Annotated in this window: 14 protein-coding genes; 12 read left to right on the forward strand and 2 right to left on the reverse strand. The window is 38.8% G+C overall.

Translation table 11 applies throughout. The features are described 5' to 3' along the window. From ACNKXS_RS06820 to ACNKXS_RS06835, 4 genes are all read left to right on the forward strand, one after another. A partial coding sequence (locus ACNKXS_RS06820; RefSeq protein ID WP_417920211.1) for an amidohydrolase family protein occupies positions 1-583 on the forward strand: 583 nt, incomplete at its 5' end. A 68-nt stretch (positions 584-651) separates the two neighbouring features. Continuing rightward, positions 652-1,401: a LytR/AlgR family response regulator transcription factor gene (locus ACNKXS_RS06825; RefSeq protein ID WP_417920212.1), complete on the forward strand. Its 750-nt coding sequence runs from the start codon at positions 652-654 to the stop codon at positions 1,399-1,401. Continuing rightward, positions 1,379-4,360, forward strand: a complete 2,982-nt coding sequence (locus ACNKXS_RS06830; RefSeq protein ID WP_417920213.1) for a histidine kinase — start codon at positions 1,379-1,381, stop codon at positions 4,358-4,360. Before ACNKXS_RS06825 ends, ACNKXS_RS06830 begins: the two co-directional genes overlap by 23 nt. 350 nt (positions 4,361-4,710) lie before the next feature. Beyond that, on the forward strand, positions 4,711-6,555 hold the full coding sequence (locus tag ACNKXS_RS06835) for a PLP-dependent aminotransferase family protein (RefSeq protein WP_417920214.1): 1,845 nt from the start codon (positions 4,711-4,713) through the stop codon (positions 6,553-6,555). 74 nt (positions 6,556-6,629) lie between these two features. Here the strand turns inward: ACNKXS_RS06835 and ACNKXS_RS06840 are convergent, their stop codons facing one another. Further along, the gene (locus ACNKXS_RS06840; protein WP_417920215.1) at positions 6,630-11,120 is read right to left on the reverse strand and encodes an ATP-binding cassette domain-containing protein; all 4,491 of its coding nucleotides are present in this window, start codon (positions 11,118-11,120) and stop codon (positions 6,630-6,632) included. A 240-nt stretch (positions 11,121-11,360) separates the two neighbouring features. Here ACNKXS_RS06840 and ACNKXS_RS06845 point away from each other — a divergent pair, with 240 nt between their 5' ends. The 8 genes from ACNKXS_RS06845 (at position 11,361) to ACNKXS_RS06880 (ending at position 19,364) form a co-directional block, all read left to right on the forward strand. Beyond that, positions 11,361-12,593 (forward strand): sensor histidine kinase, encoded by a 1,233-nt coding sequence (locus ACNKXS_RS06845; RefSeq protein ID WP_417920216.1) that lies wholly within the window; start codon positions 11,361-11,363, stop codon positions 12,591-12,593. A 202-nt stretch (positions 12,594-12,795) separates the two neighbouring features. Continuing rightward, positions 12,796-14,922, forward strand: coding sequence for a catalase (locus ACNKXS_RS06850; RefSeq protein WP_417920217.1), 2,127 nt, complete (start codon positions 12,796-12,798; stop codon positions 14,920-14,922). Between the two features lie 91 nt (positions 14,923-15,013). Beyond that, the gene (locus tag ACNKXS_RS06855) at positions 15,014-15,535 is read left to right on the forward strand and encodes a DUF421 domain-containing protein (protein ID WP_417920218.1); all 522 of its coding nucleotides are present in this window, start codon (positions 15,014-15,016) and stop codon (positions 15,533-15,535) included. A 141-nt stretch (positions 15,536-15,676) separates the two neighbouring features. Then, positions 15,677-16,102, forward strand: coding sequence for a DoxX family protein (locus ACNKXS_RS06860; protein ID WP_417920219.1), 426 nt, complete (start codon positions 15,677-15,679; stop codon positions 16,100-16,102). A gap of 2 nt (positions 16,103-16,104) precedes the next feature. Then, the gene (locus ACNKXS_RS06865; protein WP_417920220.1) at positions 16,105-16,581 is read left to right on the forward strand and encodes a MarR family winged helix-turn-helix transcriptional regulator; all 477 of its coding nucleotides are present in this window, start codon (positions 16,105-16,107) and stop codon (positions 16,579-16,581) included. A gap of 6 nt (positions 16,582-16,587) precedes the next feature. Beyond that, positions 16,588-17,589 carry an NADP-dependent oxidoreductase gene (locus tag ACNKXS_RS06870; RefSeq protein ID WP_417920221.1) on the forward strand — a complete coding sequence of 334 codons (1,002 nt, stop codon included), beginning with the start codon at positions 16,588-16,590 and terminating at the stop codon, positions 17,587-17,589. 34 nt (positions 17,590-17,623) lie between these two features. After that, the gene (locus tag ACNKXS_RS06875) at positions 17,624-18,256 is read left to right on the forward strand and encodes an SDR family oxidoreductase (protein WP_417920222.1); all 633 of its coding nucleotides are present in this window, start codon (positions 17,624-17,626) and stop codon (positions 18,254-18,256) included. A 64-nt stretch (positions 18,257-18,320) separates the two neighbouring features. Further along, entirely contained in the window at positions 18,321-19,364 is a 1,044-nt protein-coding gene (locus ACNKXS_RS06880; protein ID WP_417920223.1) for an L-dopachrome tautomerase-related protein, read from the forward strand. 48 nt (positions 19,365-19,412) lie between these two features. Here the strand turns inward: ACNKXS_RS06880 and ACNKXS_RS06885 are convergent. Beyond that, a partial coding sequence (locus ACNKXS_RS06885; RefSeq protein WP_417920224.1) for a hypothetical protein occupies positions 19,413-19,693 on the reverse strand: 281 nt, incomplete at its 5' end.

Genomic DNA, 19,693 nt, shown 5'->3' on the forward strand with positions numbered 1-19,693 from the left:
AAATTCCAGTATTCCAAAGATTGCAGAGGAAGTGAGAAAACGAGCTTATCAGGGACGTGTATCCATTGGTCATGTCACTAAACTTTCAGCAATGACTGCTGAGCAGAAAAAGAAAATGTTCAATTTGTTATTGGAAGCTAAGATTACTCTCACCGTTCTACCGGCAACCGATATTTTCCTGAACGGAAGAGATTACAGGAAATTGATTCCACGCGGAATGGTAAATGCTAATGAAATCGCTAATTTCGGGATAAGAACTACCATTTCCAGCAATAATATTTTAAATGCTTTTACTCCATTTGGAGACGCATCACTTCTTCGCATGGGTAATATGTATGCAAATATTGCTCAGATTGCCAAGGATGATGAACTGGAAGAAGTTTACAGGATGATAGGCGAAAATGCCGCGCGTTTGCTGGGTATGTATAAGCCTATAAAGGAAGGTTCACCGGCAACTTTACTCATACTGGAAACCAATTCTTCTATTGATGCGGTACGAAGTATTGCCCAGCCAATCGCAGGTTTTAAAAATGGCAGGCAAACTTTTTCCAACGAGCCTGCAATAATCTTGAAAACTGAATAGATAACAACGAATTTTACAGGCTGATCCCAGGATATTATCGGTATTCATTCCTTTAAATAGAAATAGTAATGATCAAAGTAGTCATCATCGATGATGAGCTAAGCGCTCAAAACGTACTAGAAAAAACACTTCTAAGGCATTTTCCCAACAAATTCAATATTGTAGCCAAATGTCATTCTGTTGACAGCGGCGTTATTGCTATAAACAACTATACACCTGAGCTGGTCTTTCTTGATATTCAGATGCCGGAAAAGAGCGGATTTGAATTATTCAAGCAATTCGATCCTGTAAATTTTGAAGTGATCTTTACCACCGCACATAATCGTTTTGCTGTCCAGGCCATAAGGCAGAGCGCTCTTGATTATATTCTGAAACCCATCAATCATATCGACCTGGGAGATGCGATCAAACGTTTTGAGGAACGAAAAAGAAAATTATCCACTAAAGATAAACTAACATTGCTTCTCGAGAACCTGAATGTAAATGATCAAAATATCGCAAAACTTGCCTTCCCTACGCTGGAAGGTTTTGAGCTAATCCATTCTAACCAGATCCTCTATTGTAAGGCTGAAAGTAATTATTGTTCGATAAAAGGTATTGATGGAACTACAAAAACTGCCACAAAAACACTTAAGTTTGTAGAAGAAATCCTCCCTTCAGTATTTCTAAGGATACATAAAAGTTATGTCATTAACCTGAATTTTGTTGTGCGCTACCATAAAGCGAATAAGGAAGTTGAGTTAACCAACGGGGAGAAACTTCCGGTTTCCTTCCGTAAAGAAGAGGAATTCATCAATGCTATCTTACAAAATAATTAGAAGCTTTTTAGGCTTTCTTTTTTGTGTCCAGTGCCTCTGGGCCCAGAATTTTCCCTCCAGGAACTATTCTGCTGCGAACGAACTGCCGAATAATGCAGTCCGCGCATTGTTCCTTGATAGCAAAAATGTGCTATGGATAGGAACCGAGAACGGAATTGTAAGTAAGCAGAATAATATTTTCCAAAGCTATTTTGAAGAAGATGGACTCGCCCTGAATAGTTGCTGGGCAATCACTGAGGATAAGCAAAACAGGATCTGGTTTGGAAGTTACGGCAGCGGGATAAGTGTATTCAATGGTGATGATTTCAAGATCCTCTCTACAAAAGACGGACTCGTTCATGATGAAATAGTCCAACTTTTTCCATATAAAAATTATATCTACGTTGGAACCAGTGATGGTGTCTCAAGAATTGATATAAACACATTCGATATTCAGTCATGGAAAAATGAAGGGTCTGAGGTTTTACTAAGAGTTACTGGATTTTTCGAATTTGAGAAAGAACTCTATGTTACGACCTATAGAACCGGAGTTTTTAAAGTTTCTTCGGAAGGATCTTTCAGTCTAGAACAGGTAAACGATCAAAAGTATATCTATTCTGCATTCGTTGACAATAACAGCATATTCAGTAGCAATAAGGGACATTATACAAAATCTGAAATTTCAGAATATATAAAATCAGGAGAGCCTGCTTCAGAAGAACTCGGGAATTCAATACTCTGGGACTACGTAAAAACTAGTGACTCAACTATCTATGCTGCAGCCTGGGGAATTTATGACAGTAATGGTGGGATTTTCGAACTGAATGAAGATTTTAGAGACCGTACAAATTCCTTCGGAATACAGGGAAATGATATGTTTTCTCTGGCCTACGACGAAGCTTTTGAAAGGTTGTACATAGGCACCTTATCTTCAGGAGTCTACGAAATTCAGCTAAAACCACTAGTAAAATTTGAAGAACAGTTTAATCGAAATATCCAGGGTTTTGCGGAGATAGATGGGAACACAGCATATTTGCTTGAGCAGGGCGTTCAAATCAACTCTGCAAAGAACCAGTTTTTTATTCAATTATTAGATTTTAAGCGTTGGCAGCAAAATTATCTCAGGACCACAACGAGGCCACTACCAGAACATAAAGATGATTTTTATGAACTGGACCATAACACCACAGCAAGTAACATCAAGTTCTATGACATCAAAACTTCAAATAACCTTTATTGGATAAATTCTAATGTTGGGATATTTTCGATAGATACAGATGGAAAACTGGATACCTATTTACCATTACATTCAGAAGAGATCAATTTCACGGCCAATGGCAAATTGATCGAAACCAACCCTTATGGAGGTGTTCGAATTTACGACGATCCAAACAAATTGTCTTACCAATATTATCCACAGGATCATGAAGACACACCTACCATGGTGGTAAGCAGTCTGAAAACTGATAATAAAACCTATTTCACATCAGTATTTTCTGGACTTTATAAATATGAGAATGGCCGTTTCGAATCTTACCTGAATTTAAAAATCTGGAAGGAAAAAAATCTTCGGCATATGGTATCTCACAATGACAATCTGGCTGTTTCCAGTGAATTCGGCGATGTTTTCATCGTTCGGGATAAACCTGGATCTTTTGAAGTTTTAAGAAAAATTCCCCGGGCCAGTATTCAGGGAAATACCATTTCTTTCCTCAACGCCTATGGTAGTACTTTAATCATTGGTACAGAACGTGGACTTACACTCGTTGATGATGATCGCTTTATATTTCTGGACGAAGAACAAGGTTTGGAGCAGCCATTTTTCAGCAGTAAAATCGAGAACGATGAATTACATATTGGCAGCGAAAATGGATTATTCAGGGTCAATATTAAAGAAGTTCTTGCATCATCTAATCGGGTTAAAAGCATTCAGTTAAAAAATATTGCTATTAATAATAATGAGTACGAACTGACTGAAAATGCTCTAAATGATCTCGATCTTGATTACGATGAGAATACGGTGCTGCTCAGCTTTTCGACCAATGCCCATCCATATCCTAAAAAATTACAATATCATTACAGGCTAAACCAGGATGAAGAATGGAGTAACCCAACCAGCAATTCTGAAATCCTGTTGCCATATCTTCCAGCTAATGATTATGAGGTACAGGTTCGTGTTCTTGATTCCAGTACAGGATTAAACCATTCACAGAATATTCTTAATTTCAGCATAAAACCTCCCTTCTGGAAAACCTGGTGGTTCTTTACCTATATTTTTCTGGCACTAATGGCGATCGTTTATGCGATCTATAAATATGAACTTGCTAAGAACAAAAGATTCGAGCGGCAAAAGCGGGCTATCCAAAGAAGGTTTGAAGAAACTAAAATGGAAGCATTACTTGCTCAAATGAATCCGCATTTTATCTTCAATGCCATGAACTCCATTCAGAATTATATTATGGATAGCGACATTGATAACGCCACGATATTTCTGGGTGATTTTGCCAAACTCATTCGCCTGAATCTTGATCACTGTACTAAACCTACTATTTTACTGGTTGAAGAAATCGAATATTTACAATCTTACATTCGGGTAGAAAACACTCGTATGAACAATGCTGTAGCGGTTAATTTTGAGCTGGATCCTAAGATCGACACCTATGATGTAGAGGTTCCTACCATGATTCTTCAAACATTTGTCGAAAACGTATTTGTACATGCTTTTACCGTAGAAAGTATAGATCCAAAACTGGATATGATTTTTAAAAAGCTCGATGAGCATGTCCTGTCCTGCAAGATCATCGACAATGGTTCTGGTTTTACGGCTACTGGAAAGAATCGGCTGCATAACTCCAAAGGTCTAAGCTTAGTAAAAGAAAGACTAGCACTTTTAGACTACGACATTGAAGATGCGCTGAACATAGAATCTGAGCCTGGAAAAGGTACCATGGTAAGCCTGAAATTACGTTTGCAACGATAACTCAAGAAATCGATACGTTTACTAAACAGGTAATTTTGTGCTGAACATAAGTTATAAATTCACCAAAAATTAGATGGCGGTAGCTGCTATATAAGATGTAACCATCTAATTGTATTTTATGAGTAGGGTCATAAACTATAATTGAACTACAGTTGCCGCTTTTCTAACTTTTTCACTCCCAGAGTTTAGAACCTAAATCAATATTTCTTTCTAAAATACAACTACTACAGTTTTCATTTTCATCCTGAAGTGTTTTTGACTTTCTAATATCCACATAGAGAATTACGATCGTAATTTTTCTTAAAATAAGTCATTTGAACTATATTCCCGCCTATCTAAAATTACAGGTAATGCAAAAGTCTAAAGTGACAAAATATATACAGAACATACTCCCGAACATTCCCGAAGACTGGGTAAAATTAACCACACACAGGCTGGATATTTATAATGAAGATCTGGCTAAAACAGAGTTTTTAGAGAAGTTTGAGAAATTATACGCTAACAATGATCATAGCGCTAAAAAATTGGCAGAGCTGCCAACCGCCTATGACTACATAAGGTTAGGGCATCCGCTTTCCTCTATTCTGGAATGGTACGTGGGTAAATTGAATGCTTTGGAATCTGATCATATTATTGGTTTTTCATCTCAAACTACTCCCCTGTTAGCTGTACTTCGGAAGAATTTATTTGAGAAGAAAAGTACCCGAGTTATCTATTCTGAAAATCTTCCGGAACATTTCAATTTTGAGCTTTTCCGAAGTGTATATGGATATGAATTTGAGACGTTGCAGACCAAAGAAGGTGAAACACTTCCAGATTTCGATGGTAGTAGCATTTATATCACCTCCAAAGCAGATCTTAAAGATTTGAAAATTGAGCAAAATATTGATTTTCTACTAAGTCTTCAGCAGGAACTTGGTAGTGTTATTATTGTAAACGGGGAAAAGAACGCTGCTTATATTTTGGAAATTCAGCATGTTCGTAGAAGGGAAACGGTCTCGATGACTCCGGCTGATACTCATAAATTATTACACAGGCTGGTTACCCAAGCTTCCGAAGAGAATTCTGATAAATATGATAGTAACCTCAAAAAGGTGATCAAAGAAGTTCAGAAAATCACTGCGACAAGTTCAAAAGTTCTTGTAGGTTCTTGTGGTCTTTCCATGCAGTACGCTATTATGATGGGTCTTATCGATGACGCGATGGCTAAACATCCAGGAAAAGGCATTCGAATTATTGTACCACCAAACTGTTATGGAGGAACTAATGATCAGGCTCGTCGTGTTGCCGCCTGTCTGGAAAATGTAGAGATCATGGATCTACCGGTAGATGGCGATAATGATATGGTGCAAAGCACCGATAAAGTGCTGACTCAGGCTGCAAATGAAAATGCAGTGCCCTTGATCATTGCTGAAATCCCTACAAATCCACGTGTGGAAGTTCCTGAACTTGAAAAACTAAAGGAAGTTCTGTCGAAATCCCGAAAAACTGCAGATGGTAAAGCTGCTGTAGACCCGGTATTTATTCTGGATCAAACCTTTTGCCCGAACGTTCAATTCTGTGGTGAAGACGGTATTCTTTCCGGTATCAAGGTAATTTCTTACGTAAGTGGATCCAAATTCCCGAGTGGTGGAAAATGTACCGCCGGTTATGCTGTAGCGAATCAAAGAGCTGCAGAATTGATGGATATGATCGATACGCATTTAAAGGTTTGCGATAATGAAGCAACCTCTTTGCAGGTCGAAATTCTGGCGGAACAATTGCCTTCCATGAATCAAAGAATTGCAGATGCCTATACAAACACCCGTGAATTTGTAAATTTCATCAAATCTGAACTTCCCGAAGCAAAGATCAATTTTGTTTCTGAAGAGTTAGCAGCTGCTGATTTTACTCCTTCAGTATTTTCTCTCGACCTTCCCACAAAAGGAGAAACGGCTGCAGACCGCGAATCTTACAAAAGGGCCCTGAATCAAAAACTGATCAATATGATGATCACCAGAATTCCTGAAGAAAGCAAGTATTGTGTAAGTTACGGCCAGTTAAAAGGATGTTACTGGACGATACCTGCGACCTCAACTCAGGGTACCACACAAGAGGATGATAAAGATTACATTGCGAGGGTTTCAGTTTCGCCAGACCTTGACCTCGAGATGCATAAAAAAGTATTTTCTCAGTTCGTGGAAGATATCAAATAGAGTTAAAGCTCAATATTTTAAGATCCGGTATGAAAACCCATATTCATACCGGATCTTTAATCTCAAAAACAACGCTACTTCAGTTCTAAACCGACACCTATATTTTCCAGTAAATATGCATTATGGTCGATCACCAGAATATCGTTTGCGATACTTAAATCTTTCAGGATCTTTAGGAGCAGATCTATATCTTTATAATGTAAGCCAGTGCTAGGCTCATCAAGTATATACAGCACATCCTTACTACCTTGCAAAAGCCAGTTCAGCAACAATAGACGCTGCTTCTCTCCTGAAGACAGGCTTTGGATAGGCTGATCCAAGTTTAAATGACCAAGACCTATTTCCTCAAGTTTTTCCAGAACCTCCCATAATTTCTCAAGTTCACCATATTGCTTCAACCAGGCCTCAAAGCCATGAAGATCCAGATTGAGGACCTCAGCGATATTCTTACTATTAATTCTATGTTCGAGAATTTCTGGTTTGTACCGCTGTCCCTGGCAGGATTCACAGGTTTCCATAGCATTCGCAGTAACATCAAGACTCGTTTCCACGTAACCCTTGCCTTTACAATCGGGACACTGACTCGTCTTCGTTTTATAAGAGAAATCTTTAGGTTTCAATTTCGTATTTTCAGCAAAGATCTTTCCAATTTCCTTTAGAAAATCCAGGTAAGAAACCACTAAGGTGGCAGAATGTGATCTTAATTTCTTTGCCTCAAAATAATGGGCATTATTATAATTTTCGGGATATGCTATCTGCTCGCAATAAACTGGTTTTTGATTTCTAATAGAAGGGATAATGATGTCCTTTACTAATGTTGTCTTACCAATCCCACTCTTGCCGCTAAGTGCAGTGATTCCTCCAACTGGAATTTCCAAAGAGTTGCGTTGCAAAGTATAACGCGAAACTCCATGTATTTCGATTTTGCGCTCACTATCAGAAGTAAACTCGAATCCGGCATCTTGTTTTTTGAAATAGCCATGGGTATCTTCTTGTTTCACAAAATCTGCAGGAGTTCCCTGAAAAGTAATTTGTCCGCCATTTTTCCCAGCCTTTGGACCAATTTCAATCAGCTCGGTTGCAGCCTCTATGATCTCCTTATTATGCTCAATGACAAGTACAGTATTTCCTTTGGCTACCAATTCCTTTAGAATCGCTATAAGATCTGGAATATTATGACCTGAAAGTCCTGCGGAAGGTTCATCAAGCAGATAAGTAACACCCTTTAACGGACTATTTAACTGCGTGATCAAAGCCAACCGCTGGTTTTCCCCACCAGATAAACTTTGAGATTTTCGGTTTAACTGAAGGTGATCTACATGTAGCTGAGTTGCCCTGTGTATCGTATTTTTAAGAAATGGCTGAATCTTTTCAATTAATTCCTGATCGATTTGTGAATAGGTGCTTGCATTCTGAATCCAGATATCAATCCCGGAAAAATCAAGGTTCTTGATCTCGCGAATAGAAAGGCCACCAATCTCAAATTTCAATCTTTCCGGTTTTAGTCCACTTCCGAAGCAATTGCTACATATAGCCGGTGTGAACAGAGCAGTTAAATTTTCAGTGAATTTGTTTTTTCGGGTCTTATAATATTCCTGTTTGAGGTAATTATCCAGGCCTTCCCATTTCATTTTGATCTGCTGAGTTCCTTCCCTGGTTTTGGTTCTGAACTTCCACTGGGTTTCCCAAACTTTCTCCCCGGTTCCTTCGAAAATGATCCTCTTTTGTTCTTCGGAAAACTGGTTGAACATAGTATTGCGGTCAAAACCATGTTCCTGCCCTACTTTTTCGAGTATTGCCATATACTGGCTGTCTCTCTGCCCATAATAGGCAAGCGCCTTATTATGTTCGAAAACTCCTTCTGAAATACTTAAATTAATGTCGGGTGCAAGCTTCTTAACATCTGGTAGCAGTTCTTCACCCAACCCGTCACAGATCTTACATTTACCAAGTTCGTGATTATTGGAAAAATGACTGGCTGAAAGTTCTTCCCCCTCAAATTCAGCCTTACGGGAAAAAGCAAATCTTAAAAGTTTATCGATACCTGTTTGCTTTGCAAGATCAGACCTGTTTGTAAAATTAGGCACTTTTCGGGTCACACAGATCGTGGGAGTTAATCCGTCAACTTGATCGACTTCCATTTGAAAATTTACCCCAACCCTGGACTGTTGATATGCTGAAAATTGCCTCGTCATCTCCTGCATCCCATAAGCATGCACAGTATCTATGAGCAGGGAAGATTTCCCAGATCCCGAGATACCTGTGACCACGCTCAAGCTATTCTTCTGCAATTCAAGGTCAAGATCCTTCAAGTAGTGCGTACGCGCTCCCCTAATCCTGATCTTATCTGTCTTCTGGTTCACTAACTCTGGTTTAGAAGATAACATCACAGATTGCGAATTATCGAAATAAGCGTCTGCTTGTAATTTGAAAAGTTCATGGTTTTCAAAACAAACGATACCTGCTGTTTGTTCTTTTAGCTTATGCAAAGCAGTAATTAATTGTCGAACATTACGCTGATGCAGTCCAATACTTGGCTCTTCAAGTATTAAAATGTTATCCCTGGAAGGTTTGGCAAAATGCCTGGTCAATTTGATTCGCTGGGCTTCTCCTCCAGATAAGGTATTGGAAGGTTGTCCTAATTTTAAATATTCCAGTCCGAGATCCTTCATAAGTTTGAGGATATTCAAAATCTTCCTGTCTGCTGAAAAAAAATCGATTGCATCCAGGATGCTTAGATTGTAGATATCTGCAATGTTCTTCCCATTCCATTCAACTTCCAGCACTTCCTTTTTAAAGCGTTTACCTTTACAAATAGGGCAAACCTGGTTGATCGTTCCCATCACATTCATGGAAAGACTTATTACCCCGGCACCTTCACATTCTTCACATCTACCTGCTTTATTATTAAATGAAAACGAACCTTTACCTAATTTGCGAGTCTTTGCGTCATCTGATTTTGCCAGAAGATCACGAATCTTATCAGCTAAGCCGGTATAGGTCGCGGGATTGGAACGCGGAGTTTTTCCAATGGGCTGATCACTCACGGTAACCAGCTTCAGATCTCTTTCTTCTGAAATTTCCTGAAGCCTCTTTTCGATGGCTTCATTCTTCCGATTAACAACTGTCATTTGGCCCTCTTCTGCTGTTATTGTAGCTACGGAATTAATTAAAACTTCTGAAGAATCCTTTTCCGAAGCATTCATTTCCTCCAGAGTAGGACTGGGAATGGATTCAGATTTTAGAAATTGTTCTATTGGACCGTTAAAGATAATCTCTCCCCCATTTTTTCCGGCATCAGGACCTAGTTCTATGATCCAGTCGGCTGAGCGAATAAAGCCAAGATCATGCTCAACGACCATGACCGTATTTCCCCTGGCGATCAATCTTTGTAGAATATAACGTAGATGCTTTTGATAATTTTCTGCCAGGCCAATGGAAGGTTCATCAAAAATATAAAGTATTCCCTGCAGATTGCTGTTTACCTGTTTGATCAACTTGACACGTTGTGCATCTCCAGAAGATATCTTAGAGCTTCGCGTACTTAGACAATAATCGCCCATTCCTAATTGTACCAGATCATTAAGCTGTACCTGGATCTTGCGCACCAGGTCCATTTCTCCACCCTTAAGTTCAAACTGACCTAAAATATTATGTAATTCTGAAAGAGGGATATCCATCCATTCCGCAAAATTTCTTTTTTGCCACTTGAATTTCAGGTGATCTGGCTTGATCCTGGCGCCATGGCATGCAGGACAAATACTGGAGCTAGCGAACCTTAATATATTCTTATTTCGGTCTCTTCTAAGAATATCCTGCATAATGGGAAGCATTCCCTTGTAATAACCTTCCTCTCTTGGTTTCGCCTTAAAGCCTTCCCAGCGCAATCTTGATTCTAACGTATGTTTTCCGTAGAAAACTTTGAGGCGATCGCTTCCATTCAGGACGACATCTTTTTGCTCGTCTGTTAAGTCTTTCCAGGGAATATCCACGCTAAAACCATGCGCGTGGCATACTTTATCGAGTTCTTCAACAGTGATCTGAGAATAGACGATATAACCACCGGGCAAAGTGGTAGTGATAGCGCCTTCTCTTAACGTCTTATTTTCATCACCAACCAGTTTTTCAATATCAATATATTCAGCTTCACCAATTCCGCGACAGGTTTCACAGGCACCTTTGGGATGATTAAAAGAAAATAACGATTTGCTCATTGGCTTACTTGCGGAATAACGGGCGAAAATTATTCTGAAAACCGATGCTATTTCAGAAAGCGTTCCGAAGGTGGTATTGATGGATTGAAACCTTTTGGATTGTTCTACTTTAATAACCGGAGGTAGATCCTCGATATCGTCAACTTCCGCAGTAGGAATAAGATTTGCATTCTGTTGATTATAAGCAGGCAAACTTTCCAGGAAGAACCTGTAGCCTTCATTCCCGATAACTCCCATCGCCAGCGATGATTTACCCGAACCTGAAAGTCCAGTAAGAACGATCAATTTATTCTCGGGAATCTCAAGACTAAGATTCTTCAGGTTATTCTGGTAAGCATTGATGATGCGCATAGATCTGTCTTTCTATTTCAAAAATTAAAGATATAGAGAATCTTATAGCTCATCAACCTATCTGCCGGGAATCGCTTTTGGACCATTTTAAAACATGATTTTGTTAATCTATGGATCGAAGGCTCCCTTGATCCTGCAGAATTAGACTTAATTTTACATATTTGGAAGACGCTCTGGAGAGCCGTACTTTGGACCCTGAAAAAGGAATGCTACAACCAGCGTTATTAATAGTACTACTACATGAATAAAGCCGAAATACCGGAAAATGAAGATCTGAGATTACGAAGTGTACGACAACTTGGTTTGTTAGATTCACTTCCGCAGGAATCATACGATAATATTACCACTTTGGCCAGTGAGATTTGTGGTACTTCTGTAGCGCTGCTTACCATTCTCGATAAGGATATTCAGTGGTTCAAATCTAAAAAAGGTCTTGCAGCAGATCAAACCGACCGCGATGTTTCATTTTGTGGACATGCAATACTAAAACCCAATGAAGTCTTCGAGGTGGATAATGCTCTTAAAGATACTCGCTTTGAGGACAATCCATTGGTTCTGGATGAAGAAACCCATTTTAGATCCTATGCTGGCGTTCCAATTTTAAATAAACAAGGATTGCCGCTTGGAACGCTGTGTGTGATCAACAAAACACCTAAAAAATTAAGCATACATCAAAAAAGATCTTTAATCGCTTTGGGTAAACAGGTAGAGATCTTATATGAATATCACCTTCAAAACACCGAACTAAAAAAGGCACAAAATAATCAGCTTGAAAATAACAAGATCCTCCGTGAATTTGCTGGTAACGTAAGCCATGATCTCAAAATGCCCCTGGCGAACATGATTATCACCTCAGATATTGTAAAGGCAAAATATGCCAGCGTACTCGATGATAAGGGAAAAGAATATCTCGATTATATTAAAAATTCCGGATTAAAATTAAGTGAATACATCACTGGTTTACTGGAATATTATTCTGAAGATGGTTCAAAAGCTTCGGAAGTAAAAGAATTTTTTCTGAATGATCTACTTGAAGATACCATTGATCTATTGCACATAGATTCCAATTGTGATATTCGCCTTCCGGAAGAAAATCTCAATATTCTGGGAAATCGTGCAGGATTAGGACAAATAATGATGAACCTAATTAGCAACAGTTTAAAATATAATGATGCTGAAGAGATTGTGATCGATATAGACTGTATTGAGAATGAAGAGTTCTATCATTTTTCTGTTACCGATAATGGGATTGGTATACCTGAAGAAAACCTGGATCAAATCTTTGAGCTATTTACTGTCATTAACGTAAATGGTACACCAGATGAGCGAGGTCATGGAATTGGACTAAGCACAGTGCAAAAACTGGTGGATACCATGAATGGAGATATTTCGGTAAAAAGCACACTTAATAAAGGTACTACCTTTAACTTTTCCATTTCAAAACCTGAATTTAACCAAATTCAAGCAAATTAAAATTGATCATCTTCCATCCATCTTCAAAATTCGAGATGAAAATGGAAGGGTCAGTTCTGTTAAGGATTTTAAAAGACAGACCACTTACTGTTATAATTCTCCTAAAAATATTCTAACGACAAACAGGCGATCCTATATCGCACACTTGTTTCATTTTTACTTGCTAATTTTAATTCAACCATATTAATAAATTAATTAAAAGATGAGCGAGAAAGAGAAGGATAAAAAATCCCAGGATCTCACCAGGGATACTAAGAATGCGGAAGGTAAAACAATGACTACCAACCAGGGTGTAAAGGTAAATGACACCAACAATTCCCTGAAAGCCGGGGAAAGAGGAGCTACTCTCCTGGAAGATTTTATTTTAAGAGAAAAAATTACCCATTTTGATCATGAAAGAATTCCGGAAAGGATCGTTCATGCGAGAGGAAGTGGTGCTCATGGATATTTTGAACTATATGAAAGTATGGACAAATATACCAAAGCTCCCATTTTCACAGATACCAGCAGAAAAACTCCTGTTTTCGTAAGATTCTCAACCGTGGCAGGTTCTAAAGGCTCTGCAGACCTGGCGAGAGATGTTCGTGGATTCGCTGTGAAATTCTATACAGAGGAAGGAATTTTTGATCTTGTAGGAAACAATATGCCGGTATTTTTCATTCAGGATTCCATGAAATTTCCTGATCTGATTCATGCGGTAAAGCCTGAACCAGATCGCGAAATACCACAGGCGGCATCTGCTCACGATACTTTCTATGATTTCGTTTCCCTTACTACGGAAACCTTGCATAACCACATCTGGGTAATGAGTGATCGTGCTATTCCAAGAAGTCTGCGAATGATGGAAGGTTTCGGAATTCATACTTTTAGATTAGTTAATGTTGAAGGTAAATCTCATTTCGTTAAATTCCATTGGAAGCCATTATTAGGTACACATTCAGTTACCTGGGATGAAGCAGTAAAAATTCACGGAGCAGATTCCGATTTTCATAGAAGAGACCTTTGGGATGCGATCGATGCGGGACACTTTCCAGAATGGGAACTTGGTCTTCAAATCATTCCTGAAGAAGATGAACATAAGTTCGAATTCGACATTCTGGATCCAACAAAACTCATCCCTGAAGAAATGGTGCCGGTACAACGTATTGGTAAAATGACCTTAAATCGTAACCCAGACAATTTCTTTGCAGAAACTGAACAGGTGGCATTCCATCCAGGACATATCGTACCCGGAATAGACTTTTCCAACGACCCATTACTACAGGGTAGATTATTCTCGTATACAGATACACAGTTATCGAGGCTTGGAAGTCCGAACTTTCATGAATTACCAATTAACCGCCCGGTGAACGAAACGCATAACAATCAGCGTGACGCTCATATGAGAATGACGATCAACAAAGGAAAGACTGCATATTTTCCTAATTCCATTGGTGGAGGATGCCCGCATCTTGCAAAAATGGCTGAGGGCGGATTTACTCCTTATGAAGAAAGAATTGATGGTAGAAAGACGCGAGCTAGAAGCGAAAGCTTTAATGATCATTATTCTCAACCAGCGCTGTTCTACAGAAGTTTAACCGACTGGGAGAAAGATCACGTTGCAGATGCTTATACGTTCGAAATAGGAAAATGTACCTACGATCATATCAAGGAACGTATGCTTTATATCATCAATCAGATCGATGAGGATCTTGCAGCTAAGGTTGCTGAAGGATTGGGTATGGAAATTCCAAGTAAAGTTGAAGGTCCGGTAAACCAGGCAATAGGAGCAGATGCCGATGTAGAAAAGCATCAACCACCTAAGAAAAAGAACTATCTCGATAAATCTGAAGCACTTAGCCTTACTCATTTAAAATCTGATAGTATTGCTACACGCCAGATCGGTTTTCTTGTTGGAAATGGATTTGATGGTGAGTCGATGGGGAAAATGAAAAAAGCTTTAGAAGATAAAGGAGCGATGGTTCAATTGCTGGCCCCTCATGGTGGTACTGTAAAGTGTGATCAAGGCAAAAGTCATAAAGTGGACGCTGCTTTATTAACTACGGAAAGTGTTCTATTTGATGCGATTTATATTCCGGGAGGCACTAAAAGTCTCGAAGCTTTAAACAAAGCTCCGAAAACTGCAAAGTTCATCAACGAAACGCTGAAACATTGCAAAGCAATTGCTTTGGATAAAGAAGTGATGGGTAAGATCGAAAATACTTATCTGGAGAAGTTCAAGGAAGATGCCGCAGTTTTGATCGATAAAGCTCCAGCAAAGTTCATTGAACAAATTGCAGCTCACAGAAACTGGTCGAGACAAAAAGAAGCAATGTCTATACCTGTTTAACTGTATTCTGGAAGAAAAACCGCTGGTATTTACCAGCGGTTTTTTTATTTAAACATGTATTGATTTCAATGATTTTTAAAAGTATATAATTATGGAAAAATGGTTTGACTTAACATTAGATTCTGCTTTAGCGATTGTAATATCCTGTCTGGGAATCTATATATCCATTATAATTTATACCAGAATATTCGGAAAAAGAAGCTTTTCAAAAATGTCCAGTTTTGATTTTGCGATGACCGTTGCTGTTGGATCGATGCTGGCCACCACGGTACTTTCTGATTCTGTAACGCTTCCGGAAGGAATGATCGGACTTTTCTTTATATACCTATTCCAGTTAGTGGCAGCCTATCTACGTAGGTGGGATTTTTTCAGAGAAGCTATAGATAACTCTCCGCTCCTATTAATGGATGGAAATGATATCCTTCATGATAATCTTACCAAAGCCAGATTAACGGTAACCGACCTTCGTTCCAAACTAAGAGAAGCAAATATCGTAGAACTTGAAGATGTAAAAGCAGTAGTTTTTGAAACAACTGGGAATATTGTGGTAATCCACTCCCATGATAAAAGACCTGTAAATGACTGGCTCTTAAAAGATGTACGTAGGAAATAAGTGTAACTAGATTTCTTCATACATCATTGAAAGCAGAATACTACCCGTAGAAGTTAAACTTTTGATAAGTCTGTAGCCATAACTAGTCATTCAACTTACATTTGCATCGTGCGCGACATAATCGCGTGTAGAACATATCTTATGAAGAATTATATTGAAACTACTACCCTACAGAATATCTTCCGAATACTACTTTCGGTTTTCATGATCTACGCAGGATTTAGTCATTTAAGTTTTAACCGTGTGGACTTCCAGGCGCAAGTGCCAGACTGGGTGCCACTGAGTAAAGATCTTGTGGTAATTCTTTCCGGGATCGTTGAAATGATTCTGGGTCTTGCCCTACTCTTCTGGAAAAACCAGCGTGTCAATGTTGGCTGGTTCCTGGCCATTTTCTTTGTACTGATCTTTCCAGGAAATATCGCGCAGTATGTTGATGGTAAAGATGCTTTCGGAGTGCTGGATTCAGATAGAGCAAGACTTATAAGATTGTTTTTTCAGCCTGTACTAATAGCCTGGGTTTTATGGTCTACCGGCGCATGGACTGCCTGGAGAAGCTCAAAGAAATAACAATGATGGAAGAAAATGAGAATCTAAAATTAGAAAATCAAATTTGTTTTCCCTTGTACTCTGTGTCCAGACTGATCACGAGAGCGTACAAACCTTACCTGGATACCATGGGACTAACTTACCCGCAATACCTGGTTCTGCTTGTACTCTGGGAGAAAGATGAGCAAACCGTTAATCAAATTGGGAAAAAACTTTTACTAAATACCAATACTTTATCACCTCTCATTCAGCGGATGCAAAAGAATGGTTTATTGTTACGTACCCGTTCTTCCGAAGATGAAAGAACAGTAAAAGTCAATTTAACCAAGAAGGGACTTGACAATAAAGAACAAGCCAGGAATATCCCTAAAGATCTACTTGGAAAGCTACTTAATGAGGACGTGCAGGTTACCGATGTTATGCTATTAAAAAGAACACTCGATTCCTGGATCGAGATTTTGAACAATGAAAAGGAAATAAATATAAATTCAGAAAAATAAACACATATGAAAGCACTACAAATAAAGAAATACGGAGAAATTAAGGACGGTCTTGAATTCACTGAAACCAGCAAACCCGAAATTGCCGATAATGATGTTTTAGTTGCTGTAAAGGCTGCTGCTCTAAATCCAATAGATTACAAATTGGTTCAGGGTCATCTAAAAGATATGCTTAAACTGGATCTTCCTACCGGGATTGGCTATGATATGAGCGGAGAAATCGTCGAAATTGGGAGTAAAGTTAAAGACTTCAAAGTCGGAGATGAAGTATTTGGTCGTGTACCACAGGAATACATGGGTACTGTGGCTGAATTTGTAGCTGTAGATGCTAATGTGATCGCACATAAGCCTGATAACGTAACTTTCGAAAAAGCTTCTTCTCTGCCACTTGCCGGGCTTACCGCGATGCAGGCGCTAAAAAAGGCAGATATCAAGAAGGACGATAGAATCCTTATCCATGCAGGTTCCGGTGGTGTGGGTAGCTTTGCAATCCAGTACGCCAAATCTATAGGTGCTATAGTCTATACGACCACGAGTGATACCAATGTGGAATGGGTTAAAGCACTTGGCGCAGATAGAGTGATTGACTATAAGAACGAAGATTATAAGGAAGTTGCGAACAACCTGGATATCGTTTTCGATACCCTCGGAGATGATTATACTTTTGATGCTTTCGAGATCATTAAGGATGGTGGAAAAGTGACTAGTATCGTTGGACCACCAGATGAAAAAACGGCTAAGCAAATGGGAATGACCGACTATCAAATGCCGGAAAAACTCAGCAAGCTTATTAAGAAGAAATCTGCTCAATATACCTTAACCTGGATGCAGCCAAATGCGCCTCAGCTTAAAGAGATCAAAACATTGGTGGAGGATCGAACAATTAGACCGGTTATTGACCTGGTTTATTCTTTCGATAAAGCAGTGGATGCTTTTGAGTATCTGGCTACAGGTAGAGCCCAGGGTAAAGTTATCGTAAGTCTTGCCGAAACCTTCGAAAACAAGTAATTAAATTTAGAAATTGTTAATTAAAATAATAGTTATGAGTAAAGGAAAAAATGTATTAGTTGCCGGAGCAACCGGAACTACAGGAAAAATTATTGTTGATCTACTTAAAAACTCTTCAGAATATGAGCCAATTGCCATGGTACGGAAGGAAGAGCAACAAAAAGAATTCGAATCTCAGAATGTAAAGACTATTCTGGGGGATCTGGAGAAAGACCTGAGCCATACCACTCAAAACGCACATAAAGTGATCTTTGCTGCTGGTTCTGGTGGGAAGAATGTTATAGGTGTAGACCAGGAAGGAGCTAAAAAGCTTACTGATGCTGCTAAAAATTCCGGAGCTTCAAAATTTGTGATGTTAAGTTCTATGGGAGCAGATGATCCTTCAGTAAGCGAAGATCTTCAAGAATATCTTCAGGCAAAACAGAATGCAGATGAACATCTAAGATCCAGTGGTATAAATTACACGATTGTAAGACCTGGATCATTAAATAACAAAGATGCTTCTGGGAAGATCAAACTAAAAGAAAAGTTTTCAGAAATGGGTGAGATTTCCAGAGCAGATGTTGCCCGTACATTAGTAGCCGTTCTGGAAGATGATGTAAGAAGTAATCAAACTTTTGAAATTCTTTCCGGCGATACTGAAATTAACAATGCTGTAAAGGCATAATATGTCAAAATATTTGAAAAGAACTGAATGAACTTCAGTTCTTTTCTGTTCTAAAAAATGAGCTATGAAAAGATTATTACTTTTATTCCTGATACTTCTTTCTCAGAAAGTAACGAGCCAGGAACCGATAGTTTCCCAATCTGAAGTCGAAAAAGTGACGGCATTCAAGGGGCAGCAGGTTACAGGAATTAGCATTAGCCAGACAGGAAGGATCTTCGCGAATTTTCCAAGATGGCGTAAGAATGTCGAGCATTCAGTTGTGGAGATCGGTGAAAACAAGGAGGCTTTGGCTTATCCAAATGCCAGATGGAATTCCTGGAAGGTTGGAGCAAAAGAGCAGGACTCTATATTTGTAGCAGTGCAATCTGTCATTGCTTCTGAAAATGAGTTGTTCGTTCTGGACACCAGAAATCCGCTATTTAAAGGAGTGGTGAATAATCCGCGAATATTCGTCTTTGACCTGGAATCAAATAAGCTGAAGCATATATTTGAATTAGGAAAAGATAGTTTTTATAGGGATTCATATATAAATGATCTGCGTGTGGATAGAGCGAACGATCACATTTATTTAACCGATTCAAATCACGCTGGTCTAGTTGTTATAAATATGGAAACTGGAGAAAGCAAACGTGTTTTAAGCGACCATTACTCTACTCTGGCCGAAACCGACGAATTAACGATAAATGGGGAACAATATAAGAACACGATACATTCAGATGGAATTGCACTAAATGAAGCTGAGGGGTTGCTTTACTACCATGCCTTAACGGGCTATACCCTTTATCAAGTCCCTAGAAAAACTCTTCGCGATGGATCTAAGGAGGAGATTCAGAACTCGGTAAAGAAAGTTGCAAAAACGACTGCACCAGACGGGATGATTTTAGATTCCGATGGAATGCTTTACCTGGCAGATCTGGAAAATAATGCTATCATGAGATTCGATACGAAATTGGAAGTGCAGGAAGTTCTTGCACAGGGTGAAAAAATACGCTGGGCAGATACTTTTAGTCTTTACGACGGATATTTATATTATACGAATTCTAGGATCAATGAGGTGAAAGGAGATATTTCAGATATGGAATTCAGTATTTACAGGATTAAGCTATAGTCTTGAACTATTTAGAAAAAAGCAGATCAAATTATGATCTGCTTTTTTTTATGCTTTTTCGGCATGTAAACATTTAAACCGAAGATTTCCTGCATCTGTATATTTAAGACGGATCTTGTAATTCATAGGGCGATCTTCTTTATGGAATTCCCCCGATTCAGGATCGAAACCACCATCTGTGGTAACAGATATACTTCTTATATGGTCTGCATTTATTCTATTTAAAAATTGAAATTCTTTCTTGCTCAGTTGTTTTTTGGACAGGATTGAATTGATCGTTTGCAGGTGTTTGGCTGTTGCATTCATAATATCATTTTTCGTTCGACATT

This window comes from Christiangramia marina (assembly GCF_048285865.1).
Taxonomy (GTDB): domain Bacteria; phylum Bacteroidota; class Bacteroidia; order Flavobacteriales; family Flavobacteriaceae; genus Christiangramia; species Christiangramia marina.

Excerpts from the sequence above, each read along its gene's own strand:
- ACNKXS_RS06825 (WP_417920212.1), top strand. The coding sequence starts at position 652 with ATGATCAAAGTAGTCATCATCGATGATGAGCTAAGCGCTCAAAACGTA.
- ACNKXS_RS06830 (WP_417920213.1), top strand. The coding sequence starts at position 1,379 with ATGCTATCTTACAAAATAATTAGAAGCTTTTTAGGCTTTCTTTTTTGT.
- ACNKXS_RS06835 (WP_417920214.1), top strand. The coding sequence starts at position 4,711 with ATGCAAAAGTCTAAAGTGACAAAATATATACAGAACATACTCCCGAAC.
- ACNKXS_RS06840 (WP_417920215.1), bottom strand. The coding sequence starts at position 11,120 with ATGCGCATCATCAATGCTTACCAGAATAACCTGAAGAATCTTAGTCTT.
- ACNKXS_RS06845 (WP_417920216.1), top strand. The coding sequence starts at position 11,361 with ATGAATAAAGCCGAAATACCGGAAAATGAAGATCTGAGATTACGAAGT.
- ACNKXS_RS06850 (WP_417920217.1), top strand. The coding sequence starts at position 12,796 with ATGAGCGAGAAAGAGAAGGATAAAAAATCCCAGGATCTCACCAGGGAT.
- ACNKXS_RS06855 (WP_417920218.1), top strand. The coding sequence starts at position 15,014 with ATGGAAAAATGGTTTGACTTAACATTAGATTCTGCTTTAGCGATTGTA.
- ACNKXS_RS06860 (WP_417920219.1), top strand. The coding sequence starts at position 15,677 with ATGAAGAATTATATTGAAACTACTACCCTACAGAATATCTTCCGAATA.
- ACNKXS_RS06865 (WP_417920220.1), top strand. The coding sequence starts at position 16,105 with ATGATGGAAGAAAATGAGAATCTAAAATTAGAAAATCAAATTTGTTTT.
- ACNKXS_RS06870 (WP_417920221.1), top strand. The coding sequence starts at position 16,588 with ATGAAAGCACTACAAATAAAGAAATACGGAGAAATTAAGGACGGTCTT.
- ACNKXS_RS06875 (WP_417920222.1), top strand. The coding sequence starts at position 17,624 with ATGAGTAAAGGAAAAAATGTATTAGTTGCCGGAGCAACCGGAACTACA.
- ACNKXS_RS06880 (WP_417920223.1), top strand. The coding sequence starts at position 18,321 with ATGAAAAGATTATTACTTTTATTCCTGATACTTCTTTCTCAGAAAGTA.